Origin of the sequence: Mesorhizobium sp. M0808 (genome assembly GCF_040320025.1) — a bacterium.
Classification (GTDB): domain Bacteria; phylum Pseudomonadota; class Alphaproteobacteria; order Rhizobiales; family Rhizobiaceae; genus Mesorhizobium.
On the sequence record NZ_JAMYOX010000019.1, the window covers coordinates 53,498 to 70,887 of the forward strand.

The 17,390-nt window shown below is 62.5% G+C and carries 19 protein-coding genes and 1 pseudogene; 9 read left to right on the forward strand and 11 right to left on the reverse strand.

Annotation, left to right across the window (positions count from 1 at the left end; all coding sequences use genetic code 11):
* Window positions 1-28: 28 nt before the first annotated feature.
* The 6 genes from urtA to NKI25_RS21080 all read left to right on the forward strand — a co-directional run bounded on the left by urtA (window position 29) and on the right by NKI25_RS21080 (window position 6,217).
* Window positions 29-1,339 (forward strand): urea ABC transporter substrate-binding protein, encoded by a 1,311-nt coding sequence (gene urtA / locus NKI25_RS21055; protein WP_352782852.1) that lies wholly within the window; start codon window positions 29-31, stop codon window positions 1,337-1,339.
* A gap of 100 nt (window positions 1,340-1,439) precedes the next feature.
* Window positions 1,440-3,056 carry an urea ABC transporter permease subunit UrtB gene (urtB, locus tag NKI25_RS21060; RefSeq protein WP_352999275.1) on the forward strand — a complete coding sequence of 539 codons (1,617 nt, stop codon included), beginning with the start codon at window positions 1,440-1,442 and terminating at the stop codon, window positions 3,054-3,056.
* The gene (gene urtC, locus NKI25_RS21065; RefSeq protein WP_352999277.1) at window positions 3,053-4,285 is read left to right on the forward strand and encodes an urea ABC transporter permease subunit UrtC; all 1,233 of its coding nucleotides are present in this window, start codon (window positions 3,053-3,055) and stop codon (window positions 4,283-4,285) included. The genes urtB and urtC overlap by 4 nt, the downstream gene beginning before the upstream one ends.
* 7 nt (window positions 4,286-4,292) lie before the next feature.
* Complete coding sequence (urtD, locus tag NKI25_RS21070) at window positions 4,293-5,039, forward strand: urea ABC transporter ATP-binding protein UrtD (RefSeq protein WP_023674855.1); 747 nt, start codon at window positions 4,293-4,295, stop codon at window positions 5,037-5,039.
* A gap of 70 nt (window positions 5,040-5,109) precedes the next feature.
* Window positions 5,110-5,805, forward strand: coding sequence for an urea ABC transporter ATP-binding subunit UrtE (gene urtE / locus NKI25_RS21075; protein WP_126041867.1), 696 nt, complete (start codon window positions 5,110-5,112; stop codon window positions 5,803-5,805).
* Window positions 5,806-6,016: 211 nt separating this feature from the next.
* The gene (locus NKI25_RS21080) at window positions 6,017-6,217 is read left to right on the forward strand and encodes a hypothetical protein (protein WP_023674857.1); all 201 of its coding nucleotides are present in this window, start codon (window positions 6,017-6,019) and stop codon (window positions 6,215-6,217) included.
* 45 nt (window positions 6,218-6,262) lie between these two features.
* Here NKI25_RS21080 and NKI25_RS21085 read toward each other — a convergent pair whose 3' ends face one another.
* From NKI25_RS21085 to NKI25_RS21125, 9 genes and pseudogenes are all read right to left on the reverse strand, one after another.
* Complete coding sequence (locus tag NKI25_RS21085) at window positions 6,263-7,069, reverse strand: DUF72 domain-containing protein (RefSeq protein ID WP_352666515.1); 807 nt, start codon at window positions 7,067-7,069, stop codon at window positions 6,263-6,265.
* 28 nt (window positions 7,070-7,097) lie between these two features.
* Window positions 7,098-7,567, reverse strand: a pseudogene (locus NKI25_RS21090) (GNAT family N-acetyltransferase).
* The gene (locus NKI25_RS21095) at window positions 7,564-7,974 is read right to left on the reverse strand and encodes a DUF302 domain-containing protein (protein WP_352593519.1); all 411 of its coding nucleotides are present in this window, start codon (window positions 7,972-7,974) and stop codon (window positions 7,564-7,566) included. Before NKI25_RS21095 ends, NKI25_RS21090 begins: the two are co-directional and overlap by 4 nt.
* On the reverse strand, window positions 7,974-10,895 hold the full coding sequence (uvrA, locus tag NKI25_RS21100; protein WP_352646465.1) for an excinuclease ABC subunit UvrA: 2,922 nt from the start codon (window positions 10,893-10,895) through the stop codon (window positions 7,974-7,976). Before uvrA ends, NKI25_RS21095 begins: the two co-directional genes overlap by 1 nt.
* Before the next feature lie 696 nt (window positions 10,896-11,591).
* The gene (locus NKI25_RS21105; RefSeq protein ID WP_352593513.1) at window positions 11,592-11,990 is read right to left on the reverse strand and encodes a hypothetical protein; all 399 of its coding nucleotides are present in this window, start codon (window positions 11,988-11,990) and stop codon (window positions 11,592-11,594) included.
* On the reverse strand, window positions 11,987-12,592 hold the full coding sequence (locus NKI25_RS21110) for an ATP-dependent Clp protease proteolytic subunit (protein WP_352502501.1): 606 nt from the start codon (window positions 12,590-12,592) through the stop codon (window positions 11,987-11,989). The genes NKI25_RS21105 and NKI25_RS21110 overlap by 4 nt, the downstream gene beginning before the upstream one ends.
* A 26-nt stretch (window positions 12,593-12,618) precedes the next feature.
* Window positions 12,619-13,113: an SRPBCC family protein gene (locus tag NKI25_RS21115; RefSeq protein ID WP_352646467.1), complete on the reverse strand. Its 495-nt coding sequence runs from the start codon at window positions 13,111-13,113 to the stop codon at window positions 12,619-12,621.
* Between the two features lie 26 nt (window positions 13,114-13,139).
* Window positions 13,140-13,454: an ArsR/SmtB family transcription factor gene (locus NKI25_RS21120; RefSeq protein WP_352448759.1), complete on the reverse strand. Its 315-nt coding sequence runs from the start codon at window positions 13,452-13,454 to the stop codon at window positions 13,140-13,142.
* An 82-nt stretch (window positions 13,455-13,536) separates the two neighbouring features.
* Window positions 13,537-13,926, reverse strand: a complete 390-nt coding sequence (locus NKI25_RS21125; protein WP_352646470.1) for a cupin domain-containing protein — start codon at window positions 13,924-13,926, stop codon at window positions 13,537-13,539.
* A 208-nt stretch (window positions 13,927-14,134) separates the two neighbouring features.
* On the opposite strand from NKI25_RS21125, the gene NKI25_RS21130 reads away from it, so the two are divergent.
* Both NKI25_RS21130 and NKI25_RS21135 read left to right on the forward strand, forming a co-directional pair.
* Window positions 14,135-14,647, forward strand: coding sequence for a single-stranded DNA-binding protein (locus NKI25_RS21130; RefSeq protein WP_023674867.1), 513 nt, complete (start codon window positions 14,135-14,137; stop codon window positions 14,645-14,647).
* 123 nt (window positions 14,648-14,770) lie between these two features.
* Window positions 14,771-15,196, forward strand: a complete 426-nt coding sequence (locus NKI25_RS21135) for an OsmC family protein (protein WP_352455706.1) — start codon at window positions 14,771-14,773, stop codon at window positions 15,194-15,196.
* Between the two features lie 8 nt (window positions 15,197-15,204).
* Here the strand turns inward: NKI25_RS21135 and NKI25_RS21140 are convergent, their stop codons facing one another.
* A complete protein-coding gene (locus NKI25_RS21140; protein ID WP_023674869.1) occupies window positions 15,205-15,834 on the reverse strand; it encodes a MarC family protein in 630 nt (209 codons plus the stop codon).
* Between the two features lie 74 nt (window positions 15,835-15,908).
* The gene (locus NKI25_RS21145) at window positions 15,909-16,439 is read right to left on the reverse strand and encodes a hypothetical protein (protein WP_352593502.1); all 531 of its coding nucleotides are present in this window, start codon (window positions 16,437-16,439) and stop codon (window positions 15,909-15,911) included.
* A gap of 83 nt (window positions 16,440-16,522) precedes the next feature.
* Here NKI25_RS21145 and NKI25_RS21150 point away from each other — a divergent pair, with 83 nt between their 5' ends.
* A complete protein-coding gene (locus NKI25_RS21150; RefSeq protein ID WP_352593499.1) occupies window positions 16,523-17,350 on the forward strand; it encodes a helix-turn-helix transcriptional regulator in 828 nt (275 codons plus the stop codon).
* Window positions 17,351-17,390: the final 40 nt, after the last annotated feature.

The window sequence follows — 17,390 nt, forward strand, 5'->3', positions numbered from 1 at the left end:
CAGTTAACCAGCTTGGGAGTTTAAAAGTATGAGGGGCAGTTTCTCGACAATAACAAAAATGTTTTCGGCCGGCGTGGTCACCGCCGGCCTGCTGATGAGCATTCCCGCCAGGGCGGCCGACGACACCATCAAGGTCGGCATCCTCCATTCGCTGTCGGGAACCATGGCGATCTCGGAGACGACGCTGAAGGACGCCATGCTGATGCTCATCGAAGAGCAGAATGCCAAGGGCGGCCTGCTCGGCAAGAAGCTCGAGGCGGTGGTCGTCGATCCGGCTTCCAACTGGCCGCTGTTCGCAGAAAAAGCGCGCGAGCTGATCTCGAAGGACAAGGTCGCCGCGGTGTTCGGCTGCTGGACCTCGGTGTCGCGCAAATCGGTGCTGCCGGTGTTCAGCGAGCTCGACAACATCCTGTTCTACCCCGTCCAGTACGAAGGCGAGGAAAGCGAGCGCAACGTGTTCTACACCGGTGCGGCGCCGAACCAGCAGGCCATTCCGGCCGTCGATTATCTGATGAGCGAGGATGGCGGTTCGGTGACGCGCTGGGTTCTCGAAGGCACCGACTACGTATACCCGCGCACCACCAACAAAATCCTCGAGGCCTATCTGAAGGCCAAGGGCGTCGCTGCGGAAGACATCATGGTCAACTACACGCCGTTCGGCTTCTCCGACTGGCAGACCGAAGTCTCGGCGATCAAGAAATTCGGTTCGGCCGGCAAGAAGACCGCCGTCGTCTCGACCGTCAACGGTGACGCCAATGTGCCGTTCTACAAGGAACTCGGCAACCAGGGCATCAAGGCCGAGGATATTCCGGTCATGGCCTTCTCGGTTGGTGAGGAAGAGCTTGCCGGTCTCGACACCGCGCCGCTGGTCGGCCATCTCGCCGCCTGGAATTATTTCGAGAGCGTCGACACACCCGAGAACGCGAAGTTCATCGCCGACTGGCACAAATTCATCAAGAACGACAAGCGCACCACCAACGACCCGATGGAAGCCCATTATATCGGCTTCAACATGTGGGTGAAGGCGGTCGAGAAGGCCGGCACCACCGATCCGGACAAGGTCATCGACGCCATGGTCGGCGTCTCGGTGCCGAACCTGACCGGCGGTTATTCGACGATGATGCCGAACCATCACATCACCAAGCCGGTGCTGATCGGCGAAATCCAGGCCGACGGCCAGTTCGAAACCGTCTCGCAGACGCCCGGCCTGGTGATGGGCGACGAGTGGTCCGACTATCTGCCTGACTCCAAGGACCTGATCTCCGATTGGCGCGCGCCTCTGTCCTGCGGCAACTTCAACGTTGCCACCGGCAAATGCGGCGGCAAGGGAACCAACTGATCCTCCCGGTCTGTCCTCCCAGACCCGCAAGCCTCCGGGCAGGCTCCTCCTCCAGCCTGCCCGGAGGCGACATTCAATCTTCAAGAGCCACCAGAAACCAATGATCCTGATCCGCGCGATTGGCCTGATGCTGCTCCTTCTCCTGGGGACGCTGCTGCCGTCGAACGCCAGCGAAGCAGATCTGCGCGTGGTCATCGCCAAATTCGCCACCGCCGCCAATTTTCCGGCGATAGAAGCCGTGGTGCGCGAGCTTGCGGCTTCCGGCGATCCAGCCGTGGAACGGTCGCTTGCCGCGCTTGCGGAGGGCAGCCTTTACGTGCGCAAGGCCGATTCACTGGTCTTTGTCGGCAAGGAGAGCGGCGACGGCATCGAGCTGCTCGATGCGCTCACCGGCGAAAGATCGGGCGAAGCTGCCAAGGCCGACATCACCAAGATCAAGGTCAACAACACGCTGCGCCGCGTCATTCGCGATGCATTGGGCACACTGACGCTTGGCTCCAAGGATCCGGCCGTGCGCATTGCCGCTGCCGACACAATGTTCAAGACGCCGGACGCGGCAAACATCGAGCCGCTCGACACCGCCATCGCCAATGAGAGCGTGGCAAGCGTCAAGGCGCTGCTAGAACAGGCCCGCGCCGCGTCGGTTCTCGTTTCAGACAGGCCGGAGGCCGACAAACTGGCGGCGATCGCGCTCATCGGTGCGCGCGGCGACCGCGATGCGGTGTCGCTGCTCACGTCGGTAGAGGCCAATTCCGAAGGTGCGGTGAAGGACGCGGCGACGGCTGCGATCGCCAACATCAATTCGACGCTGGCGCTGTGGGATGCCGGCCAGAACGTCTGGTACGGCATATCGCTTGGATCGGTGCTGCTGCTGGCGGCGATTGGCCTGGCCATCACCTTCGGCGTCATGGGCGTCATCAACATGGCGCATGGCGAGATGGTCATGCTCGGCGCCTACACGACCTTCGTCGTGCAGGAGGTTATCCGTAATTCCTTTCCCGGCCTGTTCGACTGGTCGCTGGTCATCGCCCTGCCGCTGGCCTTCCTGGTGGCGGCGCTCGTCGGCCTTGTCATCGAGCGCGGGCTGATCCGCTACCTCTACGGTCGGCCGCTGGAAACCCTGCTGGCGACGTGGGGGGTCTCGCTGATCCTGCAGCAGGCCGTACGCACCATCTTCGGGCCGACCAACCAGGAGGTCGGCAACCCGTCATGGATGTCCGGCTCGTTCAATATCGGCCAGCTTGCCGTGACCTGGAACCGGCTCTGGATCCTCGTATTCGCGCTCGGCGTGTTCGCTGTGCTGCTCTACGTGATGAAACGCACGCCTTGGGGGCTGCAGATGCGTGCCGTCACCGCCAATCGCCGCATGGCCGCCTCGATGGGCATCAGGACGCCGTGGGTGGACGCCCTGACGTTTGCACTCGGCTCCGGCATTGCCGGCATCGCCGGTGTCGCGCTCAGCCAGATCGACAACGTCTCGCCCAATCTCGGCCGCGGCTACATCATCGACAGCTTCATGGTTGTCGTTTTCGGCGGTGTCGGCAATCTCTGGGGCACGCTGGTCGGCGCCTTCTCGCTCGGCATCGTCAACAAGTTCCTCGAGCCTTATGCCGGAGCGGTGCTCGGCAAGATCGTCGTCCTGGTGCTGATCATCCTGTTCATCCAGAAACGCCCGCGCGGTCTGTTCGCGCTAAAGGGCAGGTCGGTGGAAGCATGATCACGGGACGCTTCTTTGCCGCCGGCGCCGACCGCCGCGTCGCCATCACCATCTTCATCCTGCTGGCGGTTGCAATCGTCGTGCCGCTGCTCAATCTTGCGGTCTCGCCGACAAGTGCGTTTTACGTGCCGTCCTATATCGTCGCGCTCACCGGCAAATACCTCTGCTATGCACTGCTCGCCTTGGCGCTCGATCTCGTCTGGGGCTATTGCGGCATCCTCTCGCTCGGCCACGGCGCCTTCTTCGCACTCGGCGGCTATGCGATGGGCATGTATCTGATGCGCCAGATCGGCTCGCGCGGCGTCTACGGCAATCCGCTGCTGCCGGATTTCATGGTGTTCCTTAACTACAAGGAACTGCCATGGTTCTGGTATGGTTTCGACCATTTCTGGTTTGCCGCGATCATGGTGCTTGCGGTGCCCGGCCTGCTCGCCTTCATCTTCGGCTGGTTTGCCTTCCGCAGCCGCGTCACCGGCGTCTACCTGTCGATCATCACCCAGGCGATGACCTATGCGCTGCTGCTTGCGTTTTTCCGCAACGACATGGGTTTCGGCGGCAATAACGGCCTGACTGATTTCAAGGACATTCTAGGGTTCAACGTGCAGGCCGACATGACGCGGTCGGCGCTGTTCGCGGCCAGCGCCGTCATGCTGGCGTTTGCCGTCTTCGTCACCTGGGCAATCGTCGGTTCCAAGTACGGCAAGCTTCTGATGGCGGTGCGCGACGCCGAAAGCCGCACGCGCTTTCTCGGCTGGCGGGCGGAGAACGTCAAACTGTTCGCCTTCACCGTGTCGGCGGTGATGGCCGGCATCGCCGGTGCGCTTTACGTGCCGCAGGTCGGCATCATCAACCCTGGCGAATTCGAGCCGTCCAATTCGATCGAGGTGGTGGTGTGGGCGGCCGTTGGCGGGCGCGGCACCATCGTCGGGCCGATCATCGGCGCGCTTCTGGTCAATGCCGGTAAATCCTGGTTCACCGGCGTGCTGCCTGAATTCTGGCTGTTTGCGCTGGGCGGACTGTTTGTCGCCGTCACGCTGTTCCTGCCCAAGGGCATCATCGGCATGTGGGATTCCTGGCGCGGCAACGCCAAGGCGCTGCGGGCGGCCTCGGTTGCCGAGGAAGTCGGCATCGATCCCGATGCGCCGGTGCCGCCGAAAACCGACCGCTCGGCGGCGAGAAGGCCGGGCGACTGGTCGGCCTCCGGCGCCGAACCGCAGCCGGCGGAGTGATGGCCTGATGTCGAAGAGCAACACCATCCTCTATCTCGACGGCGTGTCGGTTTCCTTCGACGGGTTTCGCGCCATCAACAACCTTTCGCTGGTGCTCGACAAGGGCGAGATGCGGGCGATCATCGGCCCCAACGGCGCCGGAAAGACGACGATGATGGACATCGTCACCGGCAAGACGCGGCCCGACGCGGGTGAAGTTTTCTTCAACGGTGAGGTCGACCTAACCAAACACGACGAGGCCGAAATCGCCATGATGGGCATCGGCCGTAAATTCCAGAAGCCGACCGTCTTCGAAAGCCACACTATCGAGGACAATCTGATGCTGGCGCTGAAAGGCCCGCGCTCGATCTTCCCGGCACTGTTCCATCGTCGCTCGGCCGCGGACGTGCGGCAGATCGACGACATCCTCGGCATCATTCGGCTTGGCGACAAGCGTGACGAACTCGCCGCCAATCTGAGCCACGGCCAAAAGCAATGGCTCGAGATCGGCATGCTTCTGGCGCAGGATCCGAAGCTGCTGCTGGTCGACGAACCGGTTGCCGGCATGACTGACGCCGAGACCGAGGAAACCGCGCGGCTGCTCAGGGACATCGCGCGCGACCATTCTGTCATCGTCGTCGAGCACGACATGCATTTCGTGCGCGAGCTCGGCGTCAAGGTCACCTGCCTGCACGAAGGCTCGGTGCTTTCCGAGGGCAGTCTCGACTTCGTTTCGGCCGACGAGCGCGTCGTCGAAGTCTATCTGGGGAGATGAACATGGTCTGGCGCGTTCCGTTCCATCATTTCGACCTTTCGTTCTTCACGCGTTGGAGAAAGCGCTGACCATGCTCGAAGTCTCCAATGCCACGCTGCACTACGGCGCTGCCCAGGCGCTGCGCGGCGTCTCGCTGAAGGCCGGCGCCGGCAAGATCACCTGCGTGCTCGGCCGCAACGGCGTCGGCAAGACCAGTTTGATGAGATCGATCGTCGGCCATCACCGGCTGACGAGCGGAAGCGTTGCCTTCGAGGGGAAGGCGCTCGACCGGAGCGCGGCGTATGATCGCGCCCGGTCGGGCATCGCATTCGTGCCGCAGGGCAGGGAGATATTTCCGCTGCTTACGGTGCGGGAAAACCTCGAATCGGGTTTTGCGCCGTTGAAGCGCGCCGATCGCAACATTCCCGGTCATGTCTTCGAATTGTTTCCGGTGCTGAAGCAGATGCTCGCGCGCCGCGGCGGCGATCTTTCCGGCGGCCAGCAGCAGCAGCTTGCCATCGGCAGGGCGCTGGTGATGCGGCCGAAGCTGCTGGTGCTCGACGAGCCGACCGAAGGCATCCAGCCGTCTATCATCAAGGACATCGGCCGCGCCATCCGCTATCTGCGCGACCAGGCCGGTATCGCCGTGCTTCTGGTCGAACAATATCTCGACTTCTGCCGGGAATTGGCCGACGAGGTCAACATCATGGACCGCGGTCAGATCGTCCATACCGGCCCCGCCGAGGATCTCGACCGGGCGGACGTCCGCAAATTCCTGACTGTCTGAATTCTTATTGATTCCGTTACTTTGCAACTCTGGCGCGCTGCAGATTGCGTGCTAGATTTTGCTTGGCCTTGGTGAGTCGGCCGCTTTCCGTACCAGTTTCAACTTGGCAGATCAGGGGAAGGCGCGGCTGCGTCCGCACGCTTGCGCGCAAGCCCTTCCAGCGATCTGTTGTCGTCCAACATTTCGGGTGCTTGGGAGCCAGGGCCAATCAATGGAGCGCTATGTCGAGGACTACCAGAAACGACGGCTCACGGAGCGCGTCGATATCCTAACAGCCATCAACATTCTGAAATCGCAGGGGTATGACCACGACGAACTCATCGCGGAGATCACCAAGGTCTTCTATGTCGATCTCGATGCCTTTAACGAGATCGTCAGGGTTGATCGGCGTCCGGACGAACGCGCCGCATAGCCGGTAATTGAGGGCCCGGCCAGGCAGACCACCGACAGCGGGGCGTCAGCCTGCGACCCGCTTCATCAGCGCGATGGCGCCGAATGGAGCGCGGACCTTGCCCTCTGTGATGAAGTAGACGAACACATCGCGTGGCTTGACCGGCGCGTCGGTTGAAGGATCGGCGCGCGACAGGTCGGCCGGCACCTTGCCTTCCGCCCAGGTTTTTGCGCGCGCCGCCCATTCGTCGAGCGCCTTTGGCGTATAGCAATCGGGATTGTCGTCGCTGCCGGTCTGCAGCCGCGCATAGATGAAATCGCCGGTAACGTCGGCAATGCCCGGATATTTGGCGTGGTCGGCATAGACGATGGCGGCCTTGTGCTTTCGCGCCAAGGCGGCGAACTCCGGCACGACGAAGCTGTCGTTGCGCACCTCGACCGCGTGGCGCAGCGCAACGCCGTCCTGCTTTTCCGGCAACAGCTTCAGGAAGGCCTCGAAATCGTCCGGGTCGAATCTCTTGGTCGGCGCGAACTGCCACAGGATCGGCCCGAGCTTGTCGCCAAGTGCCGCGACGCCCGACCCGAGGAAGCGCATGATCGATTCCCCGGCCTCGCCGAGCACGCGGCGGTTGGTGACGAAGCGGTTGCCCTTCAGCGAATAGACGAAACCATCCGGCGCCTCGTTGGCCCATTTGACGAAGGTCGGCTCCTTGAAGCTCGAATAATAGGTGCCGTTGACCTCGATAGTGGGCACCTGCCGGCTGGCATAATGCAGTTGCTTGGCCTTCGACAATTTGTCCGGGTAGAAGGACGTGTCCCACGGCTCGAAGGTCCAGCCGCCCATGCCGGCGCGGATTGTTCCTGATTGAGTCATGGTCGTCCTCCCGGTTTGCAGAAAAGGATCACGCGATGGCGGTCGTCTCGACGGCTTTCGCCATGTCGACGATCGTCCATCCTGGCCGATATGGATTGGGCCGGCGACCCGTTTCGCGAAAGCCGTAGCCTTATACAACGAAACGTTCCGTTCCATTCTGGCATTGGTGTAGAGTCGGATTTCAGGCAAGCTCCACAGGCGCGTCCGTTGCTCGGCCCAGTCGAGCAGCCCGATGCCGAAACCCTTGCCCTGAAAGGCGGGCGCAACGGCGACGCTGAAGATCATTGTATGGTCCGCATGTCGTTCGAGAACGATCAAGCCGGCCGGCTGTCCGTCCTGCTCCGAAAGCCAGACCTCGCCGCGTTCTATGCGCGGCGCATAGTCCTCGGTGACGAGGATCGGCGGCGCTCCGAACAGGGCAGTGTAGGGCGCGTAGGCGTCGGTGGTGAGCGAGATCACCGTGGGGAGATCATCGGCCCGAGCGGCTCTCATGATCAAAACTGGCCCGCGCCGGCAGCGGCCGCAATCACCTTGTCCATGCCGGCCGCTATCGCGGCGACGGCATTGCGACTGGCGTCGCCCAAGCCGTGGCGCTCAGCGAGCCAGTGCGCGTCATTGTAGGAGAGCCAGACCTTGCCTTGCTCGTCCTCCCAAGCCAGTGCCTTGACCGGTAGATCGATGCCGGCAAGCTGCCGGTCCTGCATCAGCGGCGTGCCGCCTTTCGGGTTGCCAAAAATCAGAAGCTGGGTCGGACGCAGAGAAGCTTCGACACTGCGCGCACCGGCGGCGTGGTCAATGCGGGCGAAGACCAGCAATCCTGCACGTTCCACAGTGCCGACCAGGCGATCGATCGTTTCGGCCACGCCGAAGCGGCTTTGGACCGTGATGAGACCGTTCTTTGCCATCACTCCGCCGCTTCGCGCTTGCCTCCGGGGCGCCGCTCCAGCAATTCCCTCAGGAACTGCCCGGTATAGCTGCGTTTTTCGCGAACGATGTCCTCAGGCGTGCCGGACGCTACCAGCTCGCCGCCGCCGTCACCACCTTCGGGGCCAAGATCGAGCACCCAGTCAGCGGTCTTGATCACCTCTAGATTGTGCTCGATGACAACGACCGTGTTGCCCTGGTCGACCAGCTCGTGCAGCACTTCAAGCAGCTTGGCGACGTCGTGGAAATGCAGGCCGGTGGTTGGCTCATCGAGAATGTAGAGCGTCTTGCCGGTCGCCTTGCGCGACAGTTCCTTGGCAAGCTTGATGCGCTGCGCCTCGCCGCCCGACAAAGTCGTTGCCTGCTGGCCAACATGGATGTAGCCGAGGCCGACCCGTTTCAGCGTCTCCAGCTTGTCGCGCACACCGGGCACGGCGGCGAAGAAATCGACGCCTTCCTCGACCGTCATGTCGAGAACGTCGGCGATTGATTTGCCCTTGAACAGGACGTCGAGCGTCTCGCGGTTGTAGCGCTTGCCGTGGCAGACGTCGCAGGTGACGTAGACGTCGGGCAGGAAGTGCATCTCGATTTTGATGACGCCGTCGCCCTGGCAGGCCTCGCAGCGGCCACCCTTGACGTTGAACGAGAAGCGGCCCGGCTGGTAGCCGCGCGCCTTGGCCTCCGGCAGGCCGGCGAACCAGTCGCGGATCGGCGTGAAGGCGCCGGTATAGGTGGCAGGGTTGGAGCGCGGGGTGCGCCCGATCGGCGACTGGTCGATATCGATGACCTTGTCGAGGAATTCCAGCCCCTCGATTCGGTCATGCTCGGCCGGATGCTCGCGCGAGCCCATGATGCGGCGCGACGCCGCCTTGAACAGGGTCTCGATCAGGAAGGTCGACTTGCCGCCGCCGGATACGCCGGTGACGGCGGTAAAGGTGCCGAGCGGGATTTCGGCGGTGACGTTCTTCAGGTTGTTGCCGCGCGCGCCGACGACCTTCAGCCGGCGGTTCTTCTTGGCCTCGCGCCGAACCGCCGGCGTCGCCACTTCGAGCTCGCCCGACAGATACTTGCCGGTGATCGAGGCGGGGGTCGCCATGATCTGCTGCGGCGTGCCCTGCGCGATGATGTGGCCGCCATGGATGCCGGCCGCCGGGCCGATATCGACGACGTAGTCGGCATGCAGGATGGCGTCCTCGTCATGCTCGACGACGATGACCGTGTTGCCGATGTCGCGCAGATGCTTCAGCGTGTCGAGCAGGCGGGCATTGTCGCGCTGGTGCAGGCCGATCGACGGCTCGTCGAGCACATAGAGCACGCCGGTCAGGCCGGAGCCGATCTGCGAAGCCAGCCGGATGCGCTGGCTCTCGCCGCCCGACAACGTGCCGGAGTTGCGCGACAGCGTCAGATAGTCGAGACCGACATCGTTGAGGAAGCGCAGCCGCTCGCGGATTTCCTTGAGCACGCGCACCGCGATCTCATTCTGCTTGTCGTTGAGCGATGCAGGCAGGTCGGTGAACCACTGGTCGGCCTTGCGGATCGACAGCTCGGTGACCTCGCCAATGTGCTTGCCGGCGATTTTGACCGCGAGCGCCTCGGGCTTCAGCCGATAGCCGCGGCAGGCCGGGCAGGGCGTGGCCGACATGAAGCGCTCGATCTCCTCGCGCATCCAGGCGGATTCCGTTTCCTTCCAGCGGCGCTCGAGGTTGGGGATGACGCCCTCGAAGGTTTTCGTCGTCTTGTAGGAGCGCAGGCCGTCATCGTAATGGAAGGTGATTTCGCGCTCGCCGGTGCCGTGCAGGACGGCTTGCTTTGCCTCCTCGCTCAAATCCTTGAACTTGTCGCCGAGCTTGAAGCCATAGGCAACGCCCAGCGCTTCCAGCGTCTGCGCATAGTAGGGCGAACTCGACTTCGCCCAAGGGCTGACGGCGCCGGCCCGCAGCGAGACATTCTCGTCGGGCACGACCAGGCTGGCATCAATGGCGCGTTGGCTGCCGAGCCCGTCGCAGGTCGGGCAGGCGCCGAACGGATTGTTGAAGGAGAATAGCCTGGGCTCGATCTCGGGAATGGTGAAGCCGGATACCGGGCAGGCGAACTTTTCCGAGAACAGCATGCGTTCATGCGTCTCGTTCTTCGATTTGTTGACCGAATCCTCGCCGGTCTGGCTGGCGTCGAGCGGCTTGTCGGCAAATTCCGCCACCGCCAGCCCGTCGGCCAGCTTCAGCGCGGTCTCGATGGAATCGGCGAGCCGCGTCGCCAGATCGCCGCGCACGACGATGCGGTCGACGACGACGTCGATGTCGTGCTTGTACTTCTTGTCCAGCGCCGGCACGTCGGCGATCTCATAGAAGACGCCATCGACCTTGACGCGCTGAAAACCCTTCTTCTGCAGCTCCAGCAGCTCCTTGCGGTACTCGCCTTTGCGGCCGCGCACCATCGGCGCCAGGATGAACAGCCGGGTGCCTTCCACGACTGCAAGCACCCGGTCGACCATCTGCGAGACCGTCTGGCTCTCGATCGGCAGGCCGGTGGCCGGCGAATAGGGTACACCGACGCGGGCGAACAAAAGCCGCATATAATCGTAGATCTCGGTGACGGTGCCGACCGTCGAACGTGGGTTCTTCGAGGTGGTTTTCTGCTCGATGGAGATGGCTGGCGACAGGCCGTCGATCTGGTCGACGTCCGGCTTCTGCATCATTTCGAGGAATTGCCGTGCATAGGCCGAAAGGCTCTCGACATAGCGGCGCTGGCCCTCGGCGTAGATGGTGTCGAAGGCAAGCGACGACTTGCCCGACCCCGACAGGCCGGTCATGACGATCAGGCTGTCACGCGGCAGGTCGAGATCGACATTCTTCAGATTGTGTTCGCGTGCCCCGCGAATGGAGAGATATTTATGGTCGGCCATCGCCGGTCGCCGCCTCAGAATCTGGAATTCGTGGGATGGGCGGGTTTTCCCGACCACCCCCTATGTAGGCAATTTCGCCGCCTTTTCGAGAGACGCCACAACTCTCGACCAAAGCGTTTAACCGCCTTTCGCGCGAACGGGCAAGCGGAAAGAACAAAGGCCGAACACGCTCCTGACAAAAGCTGCCCGTGGGGCCGGCTTCCCAAAACGTCTCGCGATCACATTTTTCGGTAATCGGCTATTCAAGGTTGACGTCCCTGCACCGTGGGGGCAGACTCCAGACGTCAACGAAGCCGGCCGTCTTTCGATGGCCTCGCGGCCTGGGGCTAGCCTGCGAGACGCCGCGGGTTATGCGATGAGCGCTTCGACGACGACAGTCGCAACCAACAGAAGGAGAGCAGAGGCATGACTCCACCGGATTGTTCGTTGAGGCTCCACGTGTCGCTGGAGCCGCGGCAGGTATAAGTGGCCAGGGTCAGGCGTTTTCGCTGCCCGCCAAACGGACCTGCTGATCCCCATAAAATCAGAGACTGCTAGTCGGATCGTCGGCTGAATGCCGCGAAGCATCCGAAATAAAATGCCGGCAGTACACTCCCGGCAATTTGGATTTCAGATCCAAGAAGCCCCGTCAGTTGCAAACGCAATGGCGGGGCTGTTCGTTTGAAGCGCAATATTTGTGGTTCACACCAGGCGAGCTTAGCGGCTGGAGGGCCTGATCCCGCCGGTAGCGACATCGATGGTGATGCTACCGGAAATCCGAACGTCGGTATCGCCAATCTTGAAGGTGCCGTTGCCGCTGCCTGGAGCCATATCGTCAGGCTCAGGCCGCGGCGCTGGCTCGGCGATGCGATAATCGCTGGTCACACCGGGCAGGGCGCCCTTTTGCGAAGACATCGAATTATCTTGGGCAAGTGCCATACCCACCAGCATGTTCGTGCCGGCTACGGTAGCGATAGCAAGGCATAACAGGCTGGACGAGCGGCTGGCGGTCATCGCCGGACTATAGTGCCGCGATAGCGGCAAGACCAGACCGATGTCGCTGAAATTGCGGGCGCTCAATCGCGTCAGTTCCGTCCGCCGGCCCGGCTCGTTCATGCGGCCTGCTTGCGAGTGTCGAAAACATGGTCGACGAGGCCCCAATCCTTGGCCTCCTGCGCGGTCATGAAAAAGTCGCGGTCGAGCGTGCGTTCCACTTCTTCGTAGGTGCGGCCGCAATGGCGGGCGTAAAGATCGGTCATGCGCCGCTTGGTGCGAAGGATGCCCTCGGCATGGCGCTGGATATCGGAGGCTTGGCCCTGGAAACCGCCGAGAGGCTGATGCAGCACGATGCTGGTGTTGGGTAGCGCGATCCGCCGCCCCGGTGTGCCGGCCATCAAAAGGAACGAGGCCATCGAGGCGGCGAAGCCCATACAAACCGTGGAGACCGGGCAGCTGATATACTGCATCGTATCGTAGATCGCGAAACCGCTGGTCACCACGCCACCCGGCGAGTTGATGTAGAGCGAGACCTCCTTGTCGGGATTGTCGGATTCCAACGACAGAAGCTGGGCGCAGACCAGCGCCGAGGTGCCGTCGTCGATCGCCCCGTTGATGAAGACGATGCGCTCGCGCAGCAGCCGCGAAAAAATGTCGAAGGCGCGTTCGCCGCGGCTCGACTGCTCGATCACCATTGGCACCAGATTGGCAAGGCCGCTCATCGGTTCTCTCCGTTGACTGTTGTCGTTCAGGCCGCGCGCAGGAAGAGGCGCGGCGTGTTTGCGGCGATCTGCTTGTGTCTGGGAGTGCGCGCTTCAAACGAAAGCCGGCAACCGGCGCCTGCCATCGCGATCTCCGGCACTGCTGCCCGAGCAAAACCATCATGGACGATGCGCAGATGCGTGCCGCCGGAAACGGTGCGGTCGAGCGTAAAGGTGACGATGCTGTCCACTGGGCTGTCGTTCATTGCGCTGTCCAGGGGGCTGCCGGGCGGCACCTGCGTATCGCCGGGCGCCGGCCGCTCCCGCCAGGAATAGCGCAGCAGCCGTCCGGGATCCGCGTCGAGGATTTCGCACTCGATCGGCGCATTCGGCGCTTTAAAGGCAAAGCGGTTGCCGATTTCGGGCTTGATGTCGTTCGGCATCATCCAGGCCGCGAGCAGGTCCGGCACCGTCAGCGCCCGCCACACCTTTTCCGGCGGTTCGGGCAGCTCGCACTCGAACTCGATCTTGTCTGCGGCCATTTCGGCGCGTTCTGTGCCTCGGCTGGTCATTGGTCCATGTCCTTCAAAACCGTCTTGAGTCTTTCGATGCGCTCTGGCCAGAACGCACGGTAGCGTTCGATCCAGCCGAGCAGTGGCGCAAGCCCCTTCGGATCGACGCGGTAATAGGCATTGCGACCGGCCCGGCGCTCGACCACGAGGCCGGCGCCGCGCAGCACTGCGAGATGTTGCGATACCGCCGGCTGCGATACCGGTATGCCAGTGCGCAGTTCCGACACCGTCATCTCGCCGTCGGCGAGCCGCTCATAGACGGCGCGACGCGTTGGATCCGCTAGTGCCCGAAAAATGTCTGCTTCGATCATGCCGAAAGCATAAGTCAATACTTATCGGTTTGGCAAGCCGTGTTTTTTAAGACAGGCGGTGTTTTTTAAGACAGGCGAGGTTTTACAAACTCGCTGGAGGCCAGCGTCTCACCATGTCGGGGGATCCGTTGAACGTCGCCTCGAAAACTGGTGACGCGAGCACAGCATGAATATGAAGCAATTCGGAGCCGACGTTTCGGAAGCCATGTTGCCTGTGCGCGGCAACAACAAGCGACTGTCCGGCAGTCAAGACGAGATGCTCTTCGTCGATCCACATCTCGGCCCTGCCAGCGATGACGGTAAGCACTTCCTCGACCGGGTGCCAATGTGTCGGGGCGCCAACCGCGGGTTCGACCCATTGTTCGAATATGCAAAGTTGAGTTGCGCCGTTGCAGGCCGAGACATGCATGCGGGTCTTTACTCCCGTCCGCCATTCTTCTTGCGGCTGATCGTCGTGCGCAACCATCTTCATGCGTTCGCCTCGATCCCATGGTCTGTGGAAATTCGACGCCAAGACACTACTTCTTACTGACAACTATTGACAGTGCAGGGCCTCTCCTATAGAACGAAAAGAGAACAAAAACCTTGTGGGAAAAGGCAGCGACGACAGGCAGGGATTGTCCATAGCCTGTAAGGTGCGGCGACAAAAATTCGGTTTCGGATGAGCGCGGAGAAGTATCATGGCGGGTAGCGTCAACAAGGTCATTCTGGTGGGCAACCTCGGGGCGGACCCTGAAATCCGCCGCTTGAATTCGGGTGACCCGGTCGTCAACATCCGCATCGCGACGTCGGAAAGCTGGCGCGACAAGACATCCGGAGAGCGCAAGGAAAAGACCGAGTGGCACAATGTCGTGATCTTCAACGACCAGATCGCCAAGGTGGCCGAGCAGTATCTGAAGAAGGGCATGAAGGTCTATGTCGAGGGCCAGCTGCAGACGCGCAAATGGCAGGACCAGACCGGCAATGACCGCTATACGACCGAAGTCGTGTTGCAGAAATTCCGCGGCGAGCTGCAGATGCTCGATGCGCGGGGCGAGGGCGGCGGCCAGGTCGGCAACTATGCCGGTGGTGGTGCGAGCCGCGGTTCCGATTTCGGCCAGTCCGGCCCGGGCGAAAGTTTCAATCGCGGTGGCGCCAACAAGGGCGGCGGCGGTGGTTCGTCGCGCGAGCTGGACGACGAAATCCCGTTCTGATTTCTCGGGGCGGACTGCCCTTGCGACGAAAAGCGCCGGCACCTTGGCCACGAAATGGCGTCCCGAAAATCTGTCTTGGATTTTCGGGACGTTGTGCGTTTGAGCGGTGAAAGGACGTATCAGGTGAAGGCAAGGGTCAAATGGGTCGAGGAGCGCACTTTCGTTGGCGAGTCCGCCAGTGGGCACAAGCTGGTGCTAGGCACTGCGTTCGGGCCGGAGGGCAAGACGCCGGGGCCGAGCCCAATGGAACTGGTGCTGATCGGCACTGGCGGCTGCTCGGCCTATGACGTGGTCCATATCCTCGAAAAGGGGCGCGAGGCGGTCGAAGATTGCGTGGTCGAACTCGATGCCGACCGTGCAGAAGCCGATCCCAGGGTGTTCACCCGCATTCACATGCATTTTGTCGTCAAGGGCCGGGCGCTATCACACGACAAGGTGAAGCGGGCGATCGGGCTTTCGATCGAGAAATACTGCTCGGCCTCGGCAATGATGGCCAAGACTGCCGAGATTACCCACGACTTCGAAGTCATTGAAACGACAGCGAAGTAGGGCTGTTCCTACGTCGCCATCAGCGCCTTGATGCCGTCGGCGACGAACTGTACGGCGAGCGCCGCCAGGATGACGCCGAGCAGCCTTGTCAGGATCGAACGGCCGGTTTGGCCGAGGATACGGTCGATGCGCTCTGACAGCACGAACACCAGGTAGGTGATGACGAGGCAGATGGCGATGATGCCGACAAGGGCTGTCTGCGCGCCCAAACCCTGAAACGAGCTTGAGAGCAGGACGGTCGCCGAAATCGCGCCGGGACCGGCAATAAGCGGGATCGCCAGCGGAAAGGCGGCGATGTTGTGGATCATGTCCCTGGTGATGGCGACGTCGCCGATCTTCTCCTTGCGGTCCTGCCGGCGCTCGAACACCATTTCGAAGGCGATGAAGAACAGCAGAAAGCCGCCGGCGACGCGGAAGGCCGGCAGAGTGATGCCGAAGACTGACAGGATCGACGCGCCGGCGATTGCGAACAACGCCATTACCAGGAAGGCGATGACCGAGGCGCGCACGGAGACCTGGTTGCGCTCCTCGCGGTTCATGCCGCGGGTCACGGCGAGGAAGAGCGGCGCCAGGCCGGGCGGATCGATCGTCACCAGTATGGTGACGAAGGCGTTGAACAGGCTGTCGAAGCTCGGCATGCTGACCCTCCCCGCCGGCAAAGCCGGATAACGGGATTGGTAGAGCAAAGCGGAGGCAGTGGAAACCGTGCGGATCAGGGGCTGACGGCCCGGCGCGCCAGAAACTCGACTTCGAGACGCCAGGTGGCGCCGTCGTCCTGTGAGCGTTCGCCCAGCCAGCGGAACGAATTTTCGGTGATGCGCGAAAAGCTCCAGCGCACAGCAGATCCGGTGCCGTCTGCGCCTTGCTGGATGATGGTGTCGCCCTCGGCACGGCCGAGCTGGCGGCTGTAGTACTGATTGCGCGGATCGCTCCAGAAGATGTGCCAGGCGTCAACGCCGGGATCGTAGACGCGCAACGTTGTGCCATAGAAGGTCCATTTGCCGAGCGAGGGCGAGGGGCCGGCGTCACGGGCAGGCAGGATCCATACGTCCTGGATCGCGCGGCCTTCGAGCGCCCAGCCGAAATGCACTTCGCCGCGCCCGGTCAGCACCTGACCGTCCTCGAGATGGCGCGTGGCGTCGAACGTCCAGGCGCCGACGAAGCGGCCATAAAGATCCAGTTTCTCGGCAAGGGCCGGTACGGGCCCTTCGCTATGCAGGGCCTTGGCAAAGGAATTGGACATGGCTTCGCTCTCATCTTGTCAGGAGGGCAAGCATAGAGGCCGACAGGGGTTCTGTGCTTGGGAAAAGTTGCTATGTTTCGGCGATGACGACGAGCGCGCACAGGCTGGCGTCGGGCCGAGGCTGGCAGGTGTCGGATGTCATCTGCACCGCCAGCGCCGCCGACAGGCCATTCGAGGAGGAGCATCGGGATTTCTGCGTTGCCGCCGTAACCAACGGCACCTTCCGCTATCGTGCGCGCGAGGGCACGGCGATGCTGGCGCCGGGCGCGCTCCTGCTCGGCAATCCCGGCACATGCTATGAATGCGGTCACGAGCATGGCGCCGGCGACCGCTGCCTCTCCTTCCATTTCGGACCGGCCTATATGGAGCGGATCGTCGCCGACGTGCCGGGCACGAAGACGCTCGATTTCGGCACGCCGCGCCTGCCGCCCTTGCCGGCGCTGGTGCCGCTGCTTGCCGAAGCGGAGGCGGCGCGCGAGATGGCCGACACCGGCGCGTTCGAGGAACTCGCCCTGCGCATTGCCGGTGCCGCGGTGACAGCGGCTTGCAGCGCCACGGATCGGGGACGGACGCCGAGCCGCCGTGACCAGAAGCGTGTTGCCGAAGCGGTGCGGCGCATCGAAGTCGATGCCGACCGGCCGATCTCGCTTGCCGAACTCGCCGACGAGACCGCCACCAGCCCTTACCATTTCCTGCGCACCTTCCGGCACGTCGCCGGTATGACGCCCTACCAATTCCTGCTGAGAGCGCGGCTGCACAGGGCAGCCGTGCGGCTCCGGACGTCGGATCAGACGATTTCGGCGATTGCCTTTTCGGCGGGATTCAACGATCTATCAACCTTCAATCGTCGTTTCCGGCGGCTGATGGGCGAGGCGCCGGGTACTTATCGCGCCCGCCGGCGACGCCCGTGAAAGGGTGCCACGGCCATATCGTCGCAATTGGTTTATCCTT